Source organism: Imperialibacter sp. (assembly GCF_040222815.1).
In the GTDB taxonomy this organism is placed as follows: domain Bacteria; phylum Bacteroidota; class Bacteroidia; order Cytophagales; family Cyclobacteriaceae; genus Imperialibacter.
Genome location: NZ_JAVKCH010000022.1, coordinates 25,304 through 43,743, shown reverse-complemented (window position 1 = coordinate 43,743; position 18,440 = coordinate 25,304). Strand labels below are relative to the sequence as shown.

The following is an 18,440-nucleotide window of genomic DNA, read 5'->3' as shown; positions in this document are numbered from 1 at the left end:
CTATTCTTTGATCATTACAATGACTTTTGGCGGCTCGAAAAGGTACCTTCCTTCAAATACTTGCTTCATATCTGTCCTTTTCACGGCCCTCCACTCCTTCTCGGCAGAGATTACAATAACTGAACCGTGTTCTCTAATGAAATCATCAAGCTCCTCCTCATTGTGCAGATCGGGAACAATCCGGTGAAGATTGAATACATAAGCGGGATTGATCCGTCGATAGTGCACTATTGGCTTGTTATAGCTTTCGATTAAGGCCAGGCTGTTCGTCACAGGGTTTAGCCGATCCAGCGCAGGCATAGGAAACTGAAAAACAAGCATCAGTAGAACAACAAATGAAGCGGTATAGCTATAGAAGGCGCTAGACATCTTCTTCTGATGTATAAACCAGAGACCGAGCACACCACCCAGGGAAGCAATCACAAATACCAGCGAATAGCCAGGAGACAGCTGCTTGAGCTCTGGCACCTTGTGAAAAGCTATCCATGCCGCAACGGGCAATGCGATGGAAATAATGAGGTAAACAAACGCATTAAGAATTGGTCTAAATCTATGCCAGCTCTTCTCTTCTTCCAGCTTTGCCAGAAAGTATCCCAGCAGAACAGCCACAAACGGCATACATGGTGCTGGGTAGCTTGGTAGCACTGTTTGCGAAAAAAAGAAAAAGCCGATGACTGCTATGAAAACACTGATAGAAAATAGCAGAAACGGCTGTTGCTTCCTTTCCTTCCAGCCAACAAAAAAAGCCTGGGGCAAAAACACCGACAACGGAAGCAGTGCTGCGATCACTATCACGACGCCGTCGAAAGGAAACCCATGATGACCTTCGAAGGTGTTTGTGTACCTGGAAATGTTGTGCGTAATGAAAAAGTACTCAGGCCATTCCCAATTGGTAGCCAGGCCCGTGCCAACATACCACGGAAGGCCAAGAGCCAGCGACAGTACAATACCTTCGAAAGCCCTGAGTGACACAATCCTTTGCCAGCTGAAGTCTCTATTGAGCAACAAAAAAACAACAACAGACAGACCCGGTAAGGCATAGGCAATTGGTCCTTTGGTCACAAACCCGAGACCTATGCAGAGGTAGAACACGTAGAGATATGTGCTCTTGTGAGTTTGGTAGCCATAGAAAAACGACAACATGCCAAGGGTAAGAAGGAACAGCAAATAAGGATCCGGGGCAGCCATGCGAAACTGCCACGACATCTGAAGCGAGGCTGCAAGAATGAGAGCAGCGTAGAAAGCTACTTTTTCATTGAGCAGCTTTTTAACAAACTGAAAAACAACCACCAGCATCAACACGCCGAAAAGAACAGAAAACAACCGGGCTGAAAAAGAATTGATGCCGAATACCTGGTAAGCACCCATCATAAAAACGTACTGGAGCACGGGCTTGTCATGAAACTGGCCGTTAAATCTGGGCACGAAAAAATCACCTGTTTCCAACATTTCAGCCGCACACTGCGCATTCTTGGCTTCGTCGAGAAAGTAAATAGAGGTTCCCCAGAAATTCCAGCCATAGCTCAGCAATCCCGCCATCACAATTACCCAAAGTCTGTTCTTCATAGTGCTAAAGATAGGCTACAGAGCAGCTATGTTGGTGAGGCACAGGCCGGGTTACCAACAAACTTCACAAGAGCTTAACACGCCGATTCTCAAATTAATTTTTTCATATTCTTTTGTTCGTACTCTGGAAACAAACCATGCGGAACTTCGCAGAATGAAGGTTCTTCGAAACACGCTTCTCGTACTCCTGACATTTTTTTTCACGCTGTCTGTCCAGCAATTTTTATTCTGTCCACGATTCAACTTTCAGGAACCCACATCATTTTCTGGCCCCAATATTTACAATCCGTATGCAAAGGCTGACTCATTGCATTGGCAAAAAGCCAATTTGCATGCTCACTCAAATGCCTGGCACGGCTTCACTAATGGTAATGGAACAGCTGAGGATATATGGAAAGCCTATGACTCGCTGGGTTACGCCTTCCATTCCGTGTCAGAGTATCATGCCATCGACAAGATCCAAGCAGGCAGCTCCAACTACATCCCAGCCTATGAGCATGGTTACAATGTAAAAAAAACGCATTATCAAGTACTCGGCGACGAAAAAGTAACGTGGCTCGACTATATCATGCCGCAGACGCTCTGGAACAAGCAATGGCTGCTCAATAAACTATCGCAGAATCCGGAAACGCTGGTTGTTCTCAATCACCCTGCCATCCGCAGCGGTTTCACCACAAGCGACCTCCAATACCTGGAAGGCTATAGGTGTATGGAGGTGCTCAATCCGGCTGCCCAATCGTTCGATCATTGGGATGCCGCTTTGTCGGCAGGCAAACCGGTTTTTATCGTTGGTAACGACGATATACACAACGTTTTCAAAACCTCCAGCCTGGGGCGATTTTGTACTGTGGTGAATGTAGCGGAGGCAACCAAAGACAATTTGTTTACTGCCTTAAGAACTGGTAACAGCTATGGCATGAGTTTGATGAAAATGGAGAATGAAACGCTAGCTCAAAAAGCGCATAGGATTGGAAACGCTCCTCAGTTGATCAGTCTCCAGGTTGTTCATGACACCATCTCTCTTCAAGTGAGTGAAATAGCTGATGAAATTACTTTCATTGGCAAAAATGGCTCTGAATTATCAAAAACATCCGGCAGTTCAGTAGCCAGTTATACCCTGGCACCGGGTGACGAATATGTAAGAGTAGTTGTGAGTTACGCAGACGGCACATCTCTCTACCTCAACCCTGTGTTCCGCTATAGTGATATGCCATTCAAATTATCCGAAACAACCATCAATGCATCAGCCACGTTGCTGTTTCGCTTTTTGGGTGTTGTTCTTTTGACTGGCTGGGCCTATGTCATTTATCTTATCCTCCCCTACCGGCTCACCCGAAGGAGAATGGCTTACTCAGGTTGGGATGGGAACAGCTTCCCATCAGAAGCATACTAGCTGTCTGAAAAAAACCTACACTACAATTCTCATCAGCTCTGGAATAAAAAGGAGCAACCCAAAGCAGTTGCCCCATCCCATTCGGGTACTCCACTAATAGAATCCGGCGAGAAAAGCGGATTTCAACGGCTATATTATATCTATATCATGAGGCAATCAAAAACAATTTATTTGTTTGACAACCAGATTGTTACGCATTTAAAGGGTTAAATATTTCTATATTCGGCAATCACTTTTTTCCCTTTCCTTCCCCTATAGGTAATTTCATAATATTCAACAGCTGTATGGTAAAATACGAGGATTAAATTTCGAAGCTCGCAATCTCAGTCGCTTTACCATTCATCCCTGTACCTACAAACTGATACATTATGATACAACCCTACTCAAACAGCAGAACAATGAAGTTCGAAGGCGACAGCAAAAGCAGCGACCTTCTTATAGGAAATTTTGGCGACGTAGAATTCATAGCCAACGGTCAGTTCGATTTGGCTGGCATGATTTACAATCCAAAGGGCGCCGTCGAATTTGATATAGCAGGCACCGGTGCCGTTTCATTTAACGGCATCTGCCGGAAACTCACAGTAAAAAATGCATCCGGCAACTGTCGCCTGGACTTCAGTAAGCTCAATTGCAAAGAAGTGAAGTTTATTTCGGTAGAAGGAGGCTCTCAGGTAATTATTGGGGCAACCAGATTCATCAGCGAAGCAATTTTAAAAGACGATGCCATTCTCCAGTGTTCAGACAAAACAATATTGATTAACTATACGGTTTCAGATAAATCTCAAATAGAAAGAATGCCGAAATTGGCCAGCTAGGCCGCCAAGCATTTTTCTGTTGCTTCGGCGCAACGACAAATTATATAATATCATTCCACATCATTTCGGGAAAGCACCCGGAAGGTTTGTAGGGTTGACCGGGGGTTTTATGTCTCCGGTCTTTTTTTGTCCTGAAAAAAGCTTAAAATGAGTTAATTTTCTAAAAGAGGAGAAAAACCTTGTCAGGTGCCGACGCTGTTATGGCTTCAACCCCAAAAAAGGCATCTCACTGACCGGGAAATTCAACTATCTTTTATGATGGGTTAACTCAATGAAAAAGTATCTCGCATTTGTATTTTTAATTCCCTATTTCGCTTTCTCACAAGAGGTTGTCCTTTTGAATACCGATAGTATTTTAACAGTACTTGACGAGGAAATTACGAAAAAGGAAACCTACATAGAAAAGAAGTTAGCCACCCTAGATGCATACAAATCCTCACTCAGCACATCAACCAACCTCGAAGACAAATACAGGGCGTGCTGGAACATCGTGGATCAGTATAAGTCGTTCCAGTACGATTCAGCATTTTTCTATTCACTCAAACTCTCTGATCTTGCCTTTCAAATCGGATCTTTTGAATACATTCAAACTGCCCGCATCAAAACAGCTTTTGTGCTGGAATCGGGCGGACTGCTGAAGGAGGCTTCCGACACCCTGGAAGCGGTAGACCTCACCAACGTCCCCGATAGCGTCCGAAGTGAGTTTTACTCCGTCACCACAAGGCTCTATGATTTCATGGCCTACTTCGTAAAGGACTTCTATTACGCCAAAATCTATCAGCAAAGAAGCAGAGACTATTTGAACAGAGAATTAGTGCTTCATTCGCCCTCCTCCCTTCGGTCGCATTTTATTCGCATCCAGATCAGTCAGGCCGAGGGCGACTTCGAAGAGACAGAAAGAGTTTACCTCTCAATGGTCAAAAACTTTAATTTGACTCACCATCAGCTGGCCATGAGGTCGTATGATATGGGAGTTGTCTTTGATGAAAAATTCCCGGAAAAAGCCATCTACTACAAAGCACTCTCAGCCATAAATGATATAAGAGGTGCTGTAAAGGAGAACGTTTCTATGAGGGAGTTGGCAGAAAGCCTTTTCAGGAAGGGTGACTTGCGTCGATCCTCTCTGTTTATCAAACAAGCCCTAGATGATGCCAACTTCTACTCGTCCCGGCTTCGGAAAGTGGAGGTGTCAGACATACTTCCAATTATCGAGGGAAAACAGTACCAGGAGCTGGAAAGCAGAAACACAAGGGTCATCAACTACTCCTACATTATCACCCTATTGGTGATTGTGCTGGGGCTTTTCTTGTTTATCATTTTCAGGCAGCTTAGCAAGCTTCGGGTTTCAAAGCGAAACCTCGATACCGCCAACGAATCACTTTTCAATACCAATCACAAGCTGGAGGAATCCAACAAAATCAAAGAGGCCTATATTGGACAGTTTTTCAACCTGATTTCAGAGCATCTGTTCAAGACAGAGAAGCTCGTAACCTCCATCAATCGAAAACTAAGTCAACGAAAGTTTGACGACCTTTCAGAAATCACGGACAACATTAATTCCTTCAAAGAGCGGGAGCTGCTTTACAAGAACTTCGATGATATGTTTCTCAACCTCTTTCCTGACTTTATAGAGAAGCTCAATGGCTTGCTGAAAAAAGATGAGCAACTAGATTCGAACATGAAATTACTTACGCCTGAAATCCGGATATACGCCCTTTTGAGACTCGGCATCAACGACAATAATCAGATAGCCAGGCTATTGAACTACTCGATCAATACCATTTACACTTACAAAACACGGCTTAAGAACAAGGCTATCGACCCCGAAACTTTTGAAGAATCCATCATTGAGATATAGTATCATCAGCAGAGTAGGCCAGCCTGCTGGCCCTGGCTCTGAATTTTATTACATTTAATATATGAAAACTCGCCACTGCCTGATTCTTGCCCTTATGGGGTTTATTTCCTGCTCAACGCCGCAGCAAACCGACAACAAAGTTTACACAGCCTTTACCGGAGCCACCATTATTGATGGAACTGGCGCTGCGCCTATCCAAAATGGTGTGCTGCTGGTAGCAGATGGTCGCATTGTGGCGATGGGGGCAAAGAATGAGGTGACTTTGCCCGACAACATCACAGTGAATGACCTTTCGGGCAAGACCATCATCCCCGGCCTTATAAATGCACATGGCCACGTTGGCGATGTAAAAGGCATAGAAGGTGGACACTACTCAAGGCAGAATGTGATCGACAACCTGAGCCTTTTTGCCAGATACGGCGTCACCACAGTGGTAAGTCTGGGGGCTGACAAAGAAGAAGCGGTATCGTTAAGAGCAGCCGTAGATACAGCGGCCAGGCAAAGAGCCCGTTTGTACATCGCTGGGGAGGTGATTTCCGGTAATACCCCGGAAGAAGCTGTTGCCGTAGTAGATCAAAATGATGCCATGGGGGTTGACTTTATGAAGATAAGGGTCGACGATAACCTTGGCAGCAGCCCCAAAATGACGGAAGACGTTTATAAGGCAGTGATCAACCGCTCTCATGAGCTGGGCTACAAAATAGCCACTCATATGTACTATCTGGACGACGCCAAAAAACTATTGGCAGCTGGCTCTGACTTCCTCGCCCACAGTGTCCGTGACCTCCCGGTGGACGATGAGCTTACCGGCCTGCTCAAAGAAAAGAAAGTTTGCTACTGCCCTACCCTCACCAGAGAGCTTTCCACTTATGTTTATGAGGACACGGCTTTCTTCTTTTCAGACCCTTTCTTTCAGAAGGAATTTAGTGAGGCCACAGTGCAGCCGCTGCTTGACCCGGCCAGACAAGAGCAGATTAAAAACAGCAAAAGCGCCCAAACCTACAAGCAGCAGCTACCAACTGCCATGGCCAATTTGAAGACGCTTGCTGACAACGGTGTCACCATTGCCTTTGGTACCGACAGTGGCATCCCCACCCGTTTTATGGGCTACTTCGAGCACCTGGAAATGGCTATGATGGCCGATGCCGGAATGAGTCCGATGCAAATCATTGTATCAGCTACCAGCGACGCTGCCAGGTGTCTTGATCTCAAAGATGTCGGCAAAATTGCGTCAGGCTATTGGGCAGACTTTGTGGTGCTGGATGCCAATCCACTAGATGATATTAAAAACAGCAGGAGTATATCTGGCGTTTGGATTGGGGGTGAAAAGGTGAAGTAGTCTTTGATCAATCCTGGCTCGCTGTTTTTTTCAAGTCACGCTCTATTATTCCTACTGCTTGATTATCTTATACACTTCACCATCTACGTTAAAAAAGTAGAGTCCTTGTTTCCATGCGCCAGTGGCAACATCAAAGGTGGATTCAGTGAGTTTTTGCTGTAGGTAAATCCTACCTGAGATATCGTAAATTGTTATTTCCTCTACCGGCTCACCCAGCTCTATATGCAATTTCTCCCTGAATGGGTTGGGTCCATAGCTGGTTTTCTTTTTTGCTTCTGCACCAGACAAATCTATGGCAATATTGGCAGAGGCAACAAGTTCATCGTATATCGAATACTGATAGATTCTGTAGATATTTCTCTCAAGCGCCGGGTTTTTGTGAATGAATTCATAGCTAACCGGTTCATTTTCTTTACCAATCGCAGGAATTGTGTCAAGAACTCCTGTGCTCTCTAAAAAAAGAACGTAGTAACTAACTTGATATTCGTAGCTTGTTTCCCAATTCAAAACCACGTTTTCTTCTATCCTGTCAGCTGAAAAAACCAGTCTTGGGCATTGTTGAAAATGAGCCAATACCTCAGGGCCCGACATATATTCATTGATCTCATCCTTGCTTTTTCTACTCCAGGAGCCGCCACTTATATTGGCTGACATCAGATAACCATCCGTTGGGTCATGTCCCGAACCAAACGCATGTCCAATCTCGTGCACTATAGTGGCGACAGTAGTTGTAAGTGAATTTTGGCGTTCAATTAGCATCATCCCAAGAGATGTCTCGGGCGCAGCAAACAGATGACCTATGTAATTTCCAGTGTTATAGTTGAATTGAGTTATTCCAATTGTGTAATCAAACAAACCAGCTGATATTTCTTTATTTTCCAGCCAGTTTCTTAGGTAGAAATTCACATCGCCGAAACTTTTTACTGAAGGATCGGCCACAGGCGGAAATGGGCTTTCTTCTATAGGCATTACGAGTTGCTTAACTCTGAGGTTGAAGTCAATATCGAAGCTGATGAAGAAAGTTTGTACAATTGAAAAGAGCTCTAAAATCTCAGCTTCTGCTTGTACAAATTGCTGTGTTGTCTTTCCTAAGCCCATATCACTCACGATTTGGAACTCGATCAATTGGCAACTTGTGTAAGCGAGCCGACTTCCAACACTGCCAACTTTGGTTTCCGGATCCCTGTGCAGATCAAAATCACAATTGATGTTGAGGTTTAGATCACTACTGTTGTTAGCAGAAAATTGGTACATGGAAGAATCAAGACGGATCAACTGAAAATACTCTTCCTTTTCAGACCACCTCATTGAGTTTATCTTCCCGTCAATTGTTGTTGCAATAAAACGATCTTGACCATCCGAGCCATAACCTTCCCACAAATGGACGCTACTAGGAATCAAGCCATCATCTGTGAAAATTCTGTCATACTGCTTAATTTCACTTCTTCTCCAGTGAACCAGGTATTCACCTGTCGGCAAAAACAACTGACTCGCCTGGCTTTTGGTGATTTGCCCTCCTTTGATGTGGCCTGTTTGAGACGTAGACCGGCTGTCAGTCTGCCCTGGGTCTGGTACAAATCTTAATTCATTTTGCGCACTGACGCAAATGCTTATCGCTAGACAGAAAACAAACAAGATGCTTCTCATGAAGAAATCTCTCTGAAAGTGGATGTTTACTTTATAAATATATGAAAAACAGCATTATGTTTTCCCCCAATCTTTACAAAAGACTCAGGTTTCTTTAACAAACTTAACTGTCTCGAAATCGGAAGATGGCTGCTTACTTAGTCCCTGCCAATGCTTGATGGCTCGCTCGCATGTCGTTTCAGCAGAAAAAGACCTCTTGTGTCCATCGGATCTGCCGGTATGGCATTAATTTTTTAGGGGAGGCCACCAACCCGACATTTACTTCGTATTTCATATAAGTAAGTCGTGTGAATATTACTTATTTGTAGATAAACCGTCAGTCAACCCTTCAACCAAAAAGCGTTATATGCGAAAACTGTTTTTACCAGTGCTTCTTTGTTTCGCCCTGGCCTCGTGCCAGTGGGACAATGAACAAGACCTCTATCCCGAGGAAACAGGAGGTGGCACCAACTGCGATGGATCAACTGCCATTACTTATTCGGCTTCCATCCAACCGATACTATCGGCTCGATGCCTTTCTTGCCACTCGGCAAGTGCATCCTCAAATCTAGGCGGGGGAGTCAGGCTCGATTCCTATCAAAATGTGAAAGTAAGGGCCGACAATGGCAGTCTGCTGGGCACCATCAAGCACCAATCCGGCTACCCCCAAATGCCTCGGGGGAGCGGCAAGCTTTCCTCCTGCCAAATAAGCCTGATAGAGCAATGGATTGCTGCAGGAACCCTCAATAATTAACGAAGCCTCATGATGAGACATTTAATACTAACACTTTTTGTTGCTTTTGTCTGTGCACCGCTGGTTGCACAAGACCTCGACGATTTACTGAGCTCAATGGAGAGTGAAACAGTGGACTACACCACAGCCACTTTCAAATCCTCCAGAGTCATCAATCTTCATTCGCCCGAAAGAGTAGCCCCCGGCGCAATGGAGTTCAGGATCTCGCATCGTTTCGGGCCACTCAATGGGGGTGCCTACAACCTGTGGGGCCTCGACCAGTCGTCGGTTCGTTTCGGGTTCGACTTTGGACTGACCAAATGGCTCATGGTTGGTGTGGGGCGCTCAACCTATGAGAAGACTTACGATGGCTTTGCAAAGGCGGCCATCCTCCGCCAGTCGACTGGTAAAAAGGTAATGCCCCTTAGCGCCGTTTGGGTGAGCAATATGTCGGTAAATGGCTTGAGGTGGGAGTTTCCCGACCGCACCAACTACTTTAGCTCACGCATAGCCTTTGTGCATCAGCTTGTGCTTGCCCGCAAATTCAGCGACAGGTTTTCGGCAGAGGTTGTCCCTACCTGGGTGCATTTCAATCTGGTGGAGGGTACCACCGACGTCAATGATATCCCTGCTGTTGGCTTCGGAGGCCGGATCAAACTCTCCCGCAGAACAGCTTTAAATGGTGAATACATTCTGAGGGTCGCCGATAAAAATGCCCCTAACGTAGCTAACTACAACGATTCATTCTCTATCGGTTTCGACATCGAAACAGGTGGACACGTCTTCCAACTGCACCTCACCAACTCTCTGGCCATGATGGAAAAAGGATTCATTGCCGAAAACACCGACGCCTGGGGCAATGGTGGCATACATTTTGGATTTAATGTCACAAGAGAGTTTACACTGTCCAAAAAATCGAGAATGGAATGAAAAAAACTTCGAAATTAACCTTTGCAGTGCTCCTCGCTCTTTTCGTATATGCAGGAACTGCCAGAGCTCAAATCTACATGCTGGAAAGCTCCAACGTCCGCTTCTTCTCCGACGCATTGATAGAAGACATCACAGCGACCACCACTTCAGCTCAGGGCTTGGTCAATGTGGCCGACAAAACCTTTTCCTTCAGAGTGCCTATCAAAACGTTCGAGTTTGCCAAAGACCTGATGAAAGAGCACTTCAACGAAAATTATATGGAGAGTGAAAAGCATCCCTATGGCACGTTCAAAGGATCGATCGTTGGCAATTTTGATTTTACCAAAAATGGGGTTTATGAGGTGACTGCCAGGGGCGTACTAGACATACATGGTGTGCCGCAAGAAAGATCATTACCAGCAAAACTCTTCGTCGAAGGAAGGGTCGTTCGTCTTGAGTCAATTTTCATGGTGAAATTAGTGGATCATGACATCGAAATTCCTCAGATTGTGTTTCAGAACATAGCCGAGGAAATTGAAGTGACCATTAAATCGGACCTGGTACCTTACAAAAAATAGATCACCAAACTTATTAGCCAATTGAGGGTTATAACAAGATGGCTGGTAACAAAACAATTATTATCAGGGTCGCAGCTTCAGTCATCGTTTGTTTGGCGGTAGGCGCCCTCTCCGGTATTGCAACCTCATCATCGGTATCTACCTGGTACACCACCTTAAACAAGCCGCCTTTTAATCCGCCCAATTGGTTGTTTGCCCCTGTGTGGACCCTGCTTTACGCAATGATGGGCGTGGCCGCAGGTATTGTTTGGTTCAGGGCAAAAGAGTCAATGGGAGTAAAATTGGCATTGGGCCTTTTCGTGGGTCAGTTGCTTCTAAATAGTCTCTGGTCTGTTTTGTTTTTTGGTCTGAGAAACCCTACTGCGGCCTTAGTCGAAATTGTAGTGCTTTGGGTTGCCATCCTGCTTTCTATCAATCGATTTTATCTCATTAGTAAAGCTGCCGCCTGGCTACTGGTTCCTTATCTTGTTTGGGTATCCTTTGCAGCCTTGCTAAATGCATCCATCGTTATATTGAATTAGCCCTTTCAGTATATTTGCCGCTTAATCTTCACGTATGAAAGCGGTTTACACCATCCTTCTGCTCATTACTTCCAACGTGTTCATGACACTTGCCTGGTATGGCCACCTCAAATTCAGGGAACTGAAGTGGTTCGAAAGCCTTGGCCTTGTGGCTATCGTACTGATTAGCTGGGGCATTGCCCTATTTGAATACATGTTTCAGGTGCCTGCCAACCGAATCGGCTTCCGGGAGAACGGAGGCCCTTTTTCGCTCGTACAGCTCAAAGTCATTCAGGAGGTGATCACACTTATAGTATTTACCGTCTTCACTCTTCTGGTGTTCAAAACAGAGACACTTCGATGGAATCACCTGGCTGGGTTTGCCTGCCTGGTAGCAGCAGTATATTTTTTGTTTAAGAAATAGCCCAGGATAGAAACGCTTTGCTTATAGCAAAATCGATTATTTTATCTGCCAATATTTTTAGAAGTTTATACTGGCATTTTAGTGACATGCCATGGGTAAATATATTGGCTTGGAAGCAATGCCCTGTCTGCCTTCTTCATTGAGTTAAAAAGCATGCGATGAAAAACCACCTAGTCCTACCTCTCCTGTTGATAATTTCGATTTTAACTGGTTGCTCTCAGCTGGAAAAGCTTAAGCTGGAGGCCGACAATCAGCAAATCAACTACACCGGCCGAATCGATTTTGGAAACACCAAAGCACCTGTTCTATTCTGGTCGGGCTCGGAGGCAACATTGACTATTAACGGCACGGGCCTGAGGGTCGAGCTTGCGGACGAGCGGGGCGACAACTACTTCAATATTGTTATCGACAAAGACAGTATCAGGTATATCAGGCTAGACAGCGCAACAAAGTGGTACACACTCGCCAAAGACCTGGAAGAGGGAGAGCATACCATTTCGCTCATCAAAAGAAATGAATGGGACAAAGGAAGCACCACCATTCACGGGTTTGAAGTTACAGGCGAGTTGCTGCCAACGCCTGAAAATTCGAGAACGATAGAGTTCATAGGCAACTCCATCACTGCTGGTTATGCCATCGAGGATCTGACAGGTGGCGATTCTCCTGACAGCATTTACACGAACAACTACCCAACGTACGGAGCGGTTACTTCTCGAAATTTCAATGCGGACTACCTTTGCACTTGCCGCAGCGGCATTGGCATCATGATCAGCTGGGATCCCACTATTATCATGCCCGAGGTTTTTCCCAGGCTAAACCCAAAAGACTCGGCAAGCAGATGGGACTTTTCAAGAATAACGCCCGACCTTGTTGTGGTGAACCTCTTTCAAAATGACTCCTGGTTGGTCAATATGCCTGAGCAGCCATCGTTCAGCCCCCGGCTGGGAGAAACAGCACCAGGCGAAGAAAAAATCATTGCCTCTTATCAGGAGTTTATCAGTTTGGTGCGAAACGTATACCCTGAAACACCGATCATCTGTGCGCTGGGCAGCATGGATGCCACCAAAGAGGGCTCAGCATGGCCAGGCTATGTGCAGGAGGCTGTCGACGGGCTGGGCGACTCATTGATCTATACTCATTTCTTCCCCTTCATCGAAAAAGGAGGTCACCCAAGGGTGGCTGACAACAAAAAGATGGCAGAGAGTCTGACGTCATTTATAAGAGAAAAACTTAAGTGGTAATGGATGTAAAGCGGGACACTTTCAAGGTTATTTGGATGAAAATGATTCTCCTGATAGCGCCACTGGTGATCATAGCGATGAGCTTTATGGTGTCACTGGCAAAAGATTATACTTCGACTGGCACGACACTTGCCGTTCTTCTCATCATGCTGCTGGCCAACTATCAGGTTTTCTCATCCCTCTATCCGATTCTGGCAAAAATCACTCTTGACGAGGAAAAGGTCACCATAAAGTATCCGTTCTGGGGCAAAGAGAAAACGTTCAAGTACAGTCAGCTTAAGGGATTCAAAAAGCAAGTAGTTCCATTAAACTTCCTGGCTAAGTTCGGCCTTTTGCTCTACACAGAAGATAGGAGAGTCGTTGAATTGTCGCCACTTTTCATCACCAACATACCGGAAATTGAGGATTTCCTTCAAACGAAAACCAACAACCTCGGTAAAGAACCATTTCGACTGTTCAAGACAGTCTGGGATCGGCTATTTTGGAGGTATTAACTTCATCCCTTCCAACTAAGTCCGCCCTAGTGATGTCTTTTAAAAAAAGACAAACTTATGCGAGCTTCTGGAGTATTAGCCATTTTCTATGTTTTCATTTTCTTAAGCTGCGGACAAGATGAAGGTATCAATCCGGCAGAAGAGAGCCTTGACTTCTTCGTTGACGCCAAACTCACTGGTGAATTTCCCTTTGCCTTTTCAGGCGATAATGTTGTTTTCCATCGTCATTACACCAGGGAAGATGACAAAGCCATAGCAGACGATGAGTACTCAGAAGATTTTTTCGTGGAGTTGGAAAATCCGGGAGAAAGCTTTGAATATACTGGTGAGGAGCTAAAGAAATTGAAAACGCTCTTTCTTTACTATTGTTACTGCGGATACACGTCGGATGTTGCTTTGAAAGAGGGCTCTATCAAAGGCACGAAAAAGTCCGAAAGGAAATACGAGTTGGACGTGGACGTCACCTATGAGTACTATCACATCGATCAGACCACAAAAGACACTATTGATACCTACACCAGGCAGGTGAAATACAAGGGCGTGCATCAGCAGGATGCAGTACCTTCCAACACGAGCGGCTAAATCCAGCGCTACTCCTCCTTGCTCGAAAAGTATGTCGACCCTTTGAATATTTTATCCTTCAAGCCGGCGTCTTTAAAGTACTCCTCTGCATTGAAGTCAGAATGAACCACCAGTTCTCCATTTGGCACATAACCCTCCATTTTCAAAGGATTTCCACTTTTAACGAGGTAAGTCACACTATACAGCGGGCTTCCAATGGGATTAAAATCATCAGCAAAGTTTCTATTGGACAGGTAGGCAATGCCCTGCAGGTATTTGGCTGTATTGGCTGAGTCAGCAGGTTGCCCGTCTAGCAGCCATTTACCATCTGTCTTATTGAGTGTAAAGGCGGAATCCGGATACTCAAAGGTCACCTGATAGACGCTGTCTCTGGTAAACCTGGCCAGCTGCTGGTTGCGGTACGATGCAGAATTGGTCGTAAGGCTGGCTCCCATAAAGTTTGCCGCAGAGTAAACTTCCGGCTCGTCGAACAACCTTACGTAGGTGCTGAACTGTCGCTGCCCTTCCATATTAAACCTCCCCACCACAAGGTCGAGCGTTTTCTCACCTCCTTCAAAAACTTCTACCCTCGTGCCTGCGCTATCCACCTGGTAGTCCTTCCATTTTGAGTCATCCTTAGCCACAAGCCTGCTTGGCTTTACCGACATCAGGCTATTCAAGGCACCTTTGACGCTGGATGAGGTTGCCGCCACTTTCTTGCCTGTGGCAGTATTTACCTTCCACTTGCCAGCCTCCTTCTCCATCACAAGTTGCTCACCACCGGCGTTGATCTGAACCTTTGTGACCGTAGCAGTATCAATCTTCACCAGTTCCGACCTAAACGACTTGCTCCTGCCCCTGTCTGTTGTGAACTGAACCACAAAGTAAAGAGCAATAAGTATCCCAAGAACACCCAATAGTTTCAATGTACTTTTCATAATTCGTGTGATTTTTCCGCTTTACGAACAAATACTACTCAATGAATCTAATAATTGCCTGCTGCCCACTGTTGCCGCTTGCGGTTGTTTCTTTGCTTCCGCACAAACGCATAGATAAGCAGCAGCAGTATTGGAAGCAGCACATTGCCATATTTTAAAAGTTCCTTTGTGCCGTCCTCCAGTTGAACAAGCGGCCTGGCCGTTACCCCCTTGGTTCGAAGGTCAATCAAACCCGTGTCGTCCGACAGCCAGTCGATGGCATTGGAAGCAAAGCTCACATTGTCGGCATTGAGCTGTTGCTGCTGCCCTTGTGGCCCATTGATAATAAATTGACCATTCGACACCACCACTATCTTCGAAGATGCGGTACCACTCAGGGGGCCTTCAACAGCCATTGCCACTGGCAGCGAGCTGTTTTGAAAATCATTCTCCGTCCACTGCCGCTGAATATCGACCGTCGTTGGCGGACTGACAAGGCCGGAAAGCTCCGAAGTCATGAGCAGGCTGGTTGAATGAAAGGTGGTGTCAGCCTTGGTGAAGTTAACCGTGCTGGCAAAAGGCAGAAAGACCGATTCAAGTCCTTTAGAAGCAGGGTGCTCGGAGAAGTTTTTAATGATAGGAAAGTAAGGAAAGGCAATTTGCCGGTTCATTGTAAACTGACCCATTTGCTGCCGCACCGAAACCGGTGCATTTTCTGCATCCACCACAAACTCTCTTCCCATTTGGATGCCCAGCCTTGAAAGCCAGCTGTTTACGCCTATGTCGTTAGCAGTCGACAAATATGCCTGGCTTAGGTCACCGTTCAGGTTGCTGTAGGCAACGAACATGGCACCACCATTGGCCAGGTACTTATCGAGCTTGGCGAAATCTGCCTGCGGAATGGTGTCCTTCGGGTTGATCCATGCCAGCGACCTGTAGTACTGCGGTACTGAGGCCGAATCAGAAAGACCAAATGGCTCAATCTGATAAAGCACCGACAACTGTTGGTACAGTTCAATCATCTCCTCCAGTGGTGCCTCCCCATGCCCCTGTATCAAGCCGATCTTAGGTTTATCCGCAATGGCGATTTTCTTAATAGCAGTAGTAAGGGCATATTCCATGGCTGCTCCCGGCTGTATCAGCGGAATAATCTCCTTGCGGTCGCCCATTTGAATGATGGCCCCAAGGTAAGCCCTCATTTGCTTCATCTGGTCTTTTTCCCGCACATTCACCATCACCGGGTTAACCCCAGCCTGCTGGGCTTCCTGCTCTTTTTGCTCATTTTCGTTTGGGTTCAAAAATTCGTAGACCAGATAGCCGTTCGACCTGTTCTCGTATTCCAACAACAAATCTTCAAAGTCCTGGCGGGTGCTCACCAACTGCGTGGGCAAGTCTTCCGAAAAATAGGCTTTGATAGTAACCACCTCAGGCAAGTCTTCTAATATGTCTTTGGTGGCCGTGCTTAGTGTGTATCGCTGATCTTCTGTAAAATCGCCCCTGAAATACAGTTTACTTGACAACAAGTTGACTACCACAAGAATGGCAGCCAGTATAATCAATTGAATAATTACATTTCTTCCCTTCATGTCAGTAGTAGTTTAAGATTGCCAATTGCGACGTGAAAGCATAGCTTGAGAAAACATTAATGAGATGACTATGAGCGAGCCAAAATAGATCAAATCACGAGAGTCGATCACCCCCCTGCTCATAGAGTCGAAGTGGGTTTGCATGCTGAGGTAATAGAAAACACCACCAGCAATACCCCTGAAACTTGAGCCCAGCACATCGAATAAAATCTGAAAGAAAATTCCGATAAAAAGTGCCATTAGAAAGGCGACGATCTGATTGCTCGTGGTGCTGCTGGCGAATAGGCCGATACCGATATAGGCGGCGGACAGCAACATGAGCCCAAGGTAGCCTCCGATAATGCCACCATGATCCACATTACCCAGCTGCGATACCGTTATGTAGTAAGGCAGCGTGCACAGCAGGGCTATGGCCACCAGCAGAAGGCAGCCGAGAAATTTACCTACTACAATCTGAAAATCGGACACGGCCTTGGTCGACAGGAGCTCAATGGTTCCACTCTTATTTTCCTCTGCCAGGGTTCTCATAGTGATGGCCGGAATAAAGAAAAATAACGTCCAGAATGAAATTCCGAAGAACACCTGCAAGCTGGCCTGGTTGATCATGAATATATTGCTTCCGAAAAGCCAGGTAAAAAACCCGCTCATTCCCAGAAAAATAATGATCATTACATAGGCGATCAACGAATCGAAATAGGAGGCCAACTCCCTTCTGGCAATGATCCAAATCTTGTTCATATCAGTCGTTGTTGCTAGTTAATAAATCGATATTTGGTTTCAGAGATGTAAAGTCAATTGTGTTTGTCGGTCTTGCCGCTATTTCGTATTGTGGTGTATCGGCTTAGTTGGTTAATTCTCTAAACACATCTTCCAGTTTGGTTTCGTGGCCAGTCATTTCCAGCAAGTACCATTTTTTCGATACACACAGGTCAAACACCTCTTTTCTGGACGAAACTTCCGGCTTACTCCGAACTGAGAAGAAACCAGCTTTCCCGTCCAAAGGCTCAACAGTTTCTACCGAAGCCAACCCAAGCAGCGCCTTTTTCACATCCGCATCGGCGGCTTCAATTTTAACGGTAAGCAATTCCTTGCCCTCTGCCTGGCTTCTTAATGTATCTGAGGTGCCGTCGGCCACAATCCTCCCCCTGTTGATAATCAGGATACGGTCACAGGTAGCTTCTACTTCCGAAAGGATATGAGAGCTAAGGATCACCGTTTTCTCCTTCCCCAGTTTTTTAATCAGCTTTCTGATCTCTATGATTTGGTTAGGGTCAAGGCCGGTAGTTGGCTCATCCAGTATCAAAATCTCAGGGTCGTGAATCATGGCCTGCGCAAGCCCAACCCGCTGCCGGTATCCCTTAGAAAGTTCGTTGATTTTCTTGTGGCGTTCCCTTTCCAGGCCGCACATGTCAATCATGTCGCCTATTCTGGACGGTATTTTTTCTTTGCTCACTCCCTGTATTTCTGCACAAAACCGCAGATAGTCCACAATCGCCATATCAGTGTAGAGTGGATTGTTTTCAGGCAAATAACCGATCTTCTTTTTTATGTCCTCCTGCTGATTAAGGATGCTCAACTCGTCCAGCCTGACATCCCCACTCGTTGGTGCCATGTAGCAGGTAATCATTTTCATGGTGGTGCTTTTTCCTGCTCCATTTGGCCCCAGAAAGCCAACTACCTCGCCGGTGTTAATTTTGAAGGAGATATCATTAACTGCCTTCTGTTCTCCATATTTCTTGGTCAGGTTCTCAACAACTATTGACATGATTTTTCTATCTTAAAAAAACAATTAAGAAGTTTTCAACAACTACCAGCTTTTGAGTACAGTTCCGAAGAATTCCCGGAAACGGTGGCAATTTTATAAAAGCCTAAAGTTTTTGTCAAGTTTAGATGAAATGCC

General features: G+C 45.6%; 18 protein-coding genes. 12 read left to right on the top strand and 6 right to left on the bottom strand.

Annotated features, from left to right (window positions below; genetic code table 11):
• Complete coding sequence (locus tag RIF36_RS10020; RefSeq protein ID WP_350121789.1) at positions 1-1,566, bottom strand: ArnT family glycosyltransferase; 1,566 nt, start codon at positions 1,564-1,566, stop codon at positions 1-3.
• Positions 1,567-1,720: 154 nt separating this feature from the next.
• On the opposite strand from RIF36_RS10020, the gene RIF36_RS10015 reads away from it, so the two are divergent.
• From RIF36_RS10015 to RIF36_RS10000, 4 genes are all read left to right on the top strand, one after another.
• Positions 1,721-2,959 carry a CehA/McbA family metallohydrolase domain-containing protein gene (locus RIF36_RS10015; RefSeq protein ID WP_350121787.1) on the top strand — a complete coding sequence of 413 codons (1,239 nt, stop codon included), beginning with the start codon at positions 1,721-1,723 and terminating at the stop codon, positions 2,957-2,959.
• Between the two features lie 368 nt (positions 2,960-3,327).
• Positions 3,328-3,774, top strand: a complete 447-nt coding sequence (locus RIF36_RS10010) for a hypothetical protein (RefSeq protein ID WP_350070484.1) — start codon at positions 3,328-3,330, stop codon at positions 3,772-3,774.
• A gap of 271 nt (positions 3,775-4,045) precedes the next feature.
• Positions 4,046-5,632: a SusR family glycan utilization regulator gene (gene susR, locus RIF36_RS10005; protein ID WP_350121785.1), complete on the top strand. Its 1,587-nt coding sequence runs from the start codon at positions 4,046-4,048 to the stop codon at positions 5,630-5,632.
• A gap of 61 nt (positions 5,633-5,693) precedes the next feature.
• Positions 5,694-6,971, top strand: coding sequence for an amidohydrolase family protein (locus RIF36_RS10000; RefSeq protein ID WP_350121783.1), 1,278 nt, complete (start codon positions 5,694-5,696; stop codon positions 6,969-6,971).
• A gap of 51 nt (positions 6,972-7,022) precedes the next feature.
• On the opposite strand, the gene RIF36_RS09995 is transcribed toward RIF36_RS10000, so the two are convergent.
• Entirely contained in the window at positions 7,023-8,618 is a 1,596-nt protein-coding gene (locus RIF36_RS09995) for a zinc-dependent metalloprotease (RefSeq protein ID WP_350121781.1), read from the bottom strand.
• A gap of 346 nt (positions 8,619-8,964) precedes the next feature.
• Between RIF36_RS09995 and RIF36_RS09990 the strand changes: the two genes are divergently transcribed.
• The 8 genes from RIF36_RS09990 (at position 8,965) to RIF36_RS09955 (ending at position 14,058) form a co-directional block, all read left to right on the top strand.
• Positions 8,965-9,351 (top strand): hypothetical protein, encoded by a 387-nt coding sequence (locus RIF36_RS09990; RefSeq protein WP_350121779.1) that lies wholly within the window; start codon positions 8,965-8,967, stop codon positions 9,349-9,351.
• A gap of 9 nt (positions 9,352-9,360) precedes the next feature.
• Positions 9,361-10,260, top strand: coding sequence for a DUF5777 family beta-barrel protein (locus RIF36_RS09985; RefSeq protein WP_350121777.1), 900 nt, complete (start codon positions 9,361-9,363; stop codon positions 10,258-10,260).
• Complete coding sequence (locus RIF36_RS09980) at positions 10,257-10,817, top strand: YceI family protein (protein WP_350121776.1); 561 nt, start codon at positions 10,257-10,259, stop codon at positions 10,815-10,817. The genes RIF36_RS09985 and RIF36_RS09980 overlap by 4 nt, the downstream gene beginning before the upstream one ends.
• A gap of 38 nt (positions 10,818-10,855) precedes the next feature.
• Entirely contained in the window at positions 10,856-11,338 is a 483-nt protein-coding gene (locus RIF36_RS09975; RefSeq protein WP_350121774.1) for a TspO/MBR family protein, read from the top strand.
• 34 nt (positions 11,339-11,372) lie between these two features.
• Entirely contained in the window at positions 11,373-11,741 is a 369-nt protein-coding gene (locus RIF36_RS09970) for a DMT family protein (protein WP_350121772.1), read from the top strand.
• A 158-nt stretch (positions 11,742-11,899) separates the two neighbouring features.
• Positions 11,900-12,982: an SGNH/GDSL hydrolase family protein gene (locus tag RIF36_RS09965; protein WP_350121770.1), complete on the top strand. Its 1,083-nt coding sequence runs from the start codon at positions 11,900-11,902 to the stop codon at positions 12,980-12,982.
• Positions 12,982-13,476, top strand: a complete 495-nt coding sequence (locus RIF36_RS09960) for a hypothetical protein (RefSeq protein WP_350121768.1) — start codon at positions 12,982-12,984, stop codon at positions 13,474-13,476. The genes RIF36_RS09965 and RIF36_RS09960 overlap by 1 nt, the downstream gene beginning before the upstream one ends.
• 57 nt (positions 13,477-13,533) lie before the next feature.
• Positions 13,534-14,058: a hypothetical protein gene (locus RIF36_RS09955; protein WP_350121766.1), complete on the top strand. Its 525-nt coding sequence runs from the start codon at positions 13,534-13,536 to the stop codon at positions 14,056-14,058.
• 8 nt (positions 14,059-14,066) lie between these two features.
• Here the strand turns inward: RIF36_RS09955 and RIF36_RS09950 are convergent, their stop codons facing one another.
• The 4 genes from RIF36_RS09950 to RIF36_RS09935 form a co-directional block, all read right to left on the bottom strand.
• Positions 14,067-14,975: a DUF4340 domain-containing protein gene (locus RIF36_RS09950; protein ID WP_350121764.1), complete on the bottom strand. Its 909-nt coding sequence runs from the start codon at positions 14,973-14,975 to the stop codon at positions 14,067-14,069.
• A gap of 47 nt (positions 14,976-15,022) precedes the next feature.
• The gene (locus tag RIF36_RS09945) at positions 15,023-16,540 is read right to left on the bottom strand and encodes a GldG family protein (RefSeq protein ID WP_350121762.1); all 1,518 of its coding nucleotides are present in this window, start codon (positions 16,538-16,540) and stop codon (positions 15,023-15,025) included.
• A 12-nt stretch (positions 16,541-16,552) separates the two neighbouring features.
• Positions 16,553-17,278, bottom strand: coding sequence for an ABC transporter permease subunit (locus RIF36_RS09940; protein ID WP_350089486.1), 726 nt, complete (start codon positions 17,276-17,278; stop codon positions 16,553-16,555).
• Positions 17,279-17,381: 103 nt separating this feature from the next.
• Positions 17,382-18,305, bottom strand: a complete 924-nt coding sequence (locus RIF36_RS09935; RefSeq protein ID WP_350089483.1) for an ATP-binding cassette domain-containing protein — start codon at positions 18,303-18,305, stop codon at positions 17,382-17,384.
• Positions 18,306-18,440: the final 135 nt, after the last annotated feature.

Coding starts and splice junctions, on each gene's coding strand:
- RIF36_RS09970 (WP_350121772.1), top strand. CDS start 11,373: ATGAAAGCGGTTTACACCATCCTTCTGCTCATTACTTCCAACGTGTTC.
- RIF36_RS09975 (WP_350121774.1), top strand. CDS start 10,856: ATGGCTGGTAACAAAACAATTATTATCAGGGTCGCAGCTTCAGTCATC.
- RIF36_RS09950 (WP_350121764.1), bottom strand. CDS start 14,975: ATGAAAAGTACATTGAAACTATTGGGTGTTCTTGGGATACTTATTGCT.
- RIF36_RS10000 (WP_350121783.1), top strand. CDS start 5,694: ATGAAAACTCGCCACTGCCTGATTCTTGCCCTTATGGGGTTTATTTCC.
- RIF36_RS09935 (WP_350089483.1), bottom strand. CDS start 18,305: ATGTCAATAGTTGTTGAGAACCTGACCAAGAAATATGGAGAACAGAAG.
- RIF36_RS09990 (WP_350121779.1), top strand. CDS start 8,965: ATGCGAAAACTGTTTTTACCAGTGCTTCTTTGTTTCGCCCTGGCCTCG.
- RIF36_RS09965 (WP_350121770.1), top strand. CDS start 11,900: ATGAAAAACCACCTAGTCCTACCTCTCCTGTTGATAATTTCGATTTTA.
- RIF36_RS10010 (WP_350070484.1), top strand. CDS start 3,328: ATGATACAACCCTACTCAAACAGCAGAACAATGAAGTTCGAAGGCGAC.
- RIF36_RS10020 (WP_350121789.1), bottom strand. CDS start 1,566: ATGAAGAACAGACTTTGGGTAATTGTGATGGCGGGATTGCTGAGCTAT.
- RIF36_RS10015 (WP_350121787.1), top strand. CDS start 1,721: ATGAAGGTTCTTCGAAACACGCTTCTCGTACTCCTGACATTTTTTTTC.
- RIF36_RS09960 (WP_350121768.1), top strand. CDS start 12,982: ATGGATGTAAAGCGGGACACTTTCAAGGTTATTTGGATGAAAATGATT.
- RIF36_RS09995 (WP_350121781.1), bottom strand. CDS start 8,618: ATGAGAAGCATCTTGTTTGTTTTCTGTCTAGCGATAAGCATTTGCGTC.
- RIF36_RS09940 (WP_350089486.1), bottom strand. CDS start 17,278: ATGAACAAGATTTGGATCATTGCCAGAAGGGAGTTGGCCTCCTATTTC.
- susR (WP_350121785.1), top strand. CDS start 4,046: ATGAAAAAGTATCTCGCATTTGTATTTTTAATTCCCTATTTCGCTTTC.
- RIF36_RS09985 (WP_350121777.1), top strand. CDS start 9,361: ATGATGAGACATTTAATACTAACACTTTTTGTTGCTTTTGTCTGTGCA.
- RIF36_RS09980 (WP_350121776.1), top strand. CDS start 10,257: ATGAAAAAAACTTCGAAATTAACCTTTGCAGTGCTCCTCGCTCTTTTC.
- RIF36_RS09945 (WP_350121762.1), bottom strand. CDS start 16,540: ATGAAGGGAAGAAATGTAATTATTCAATTGATTATACTGGCTGCCATT.
- RIF36_RS09955 (WP_350121766.1), top strand. CDS start 13,534: ATGCGAGCTTCTGGAGTATTAGCCATTTTCTATGTTTTCATTTTCTTA.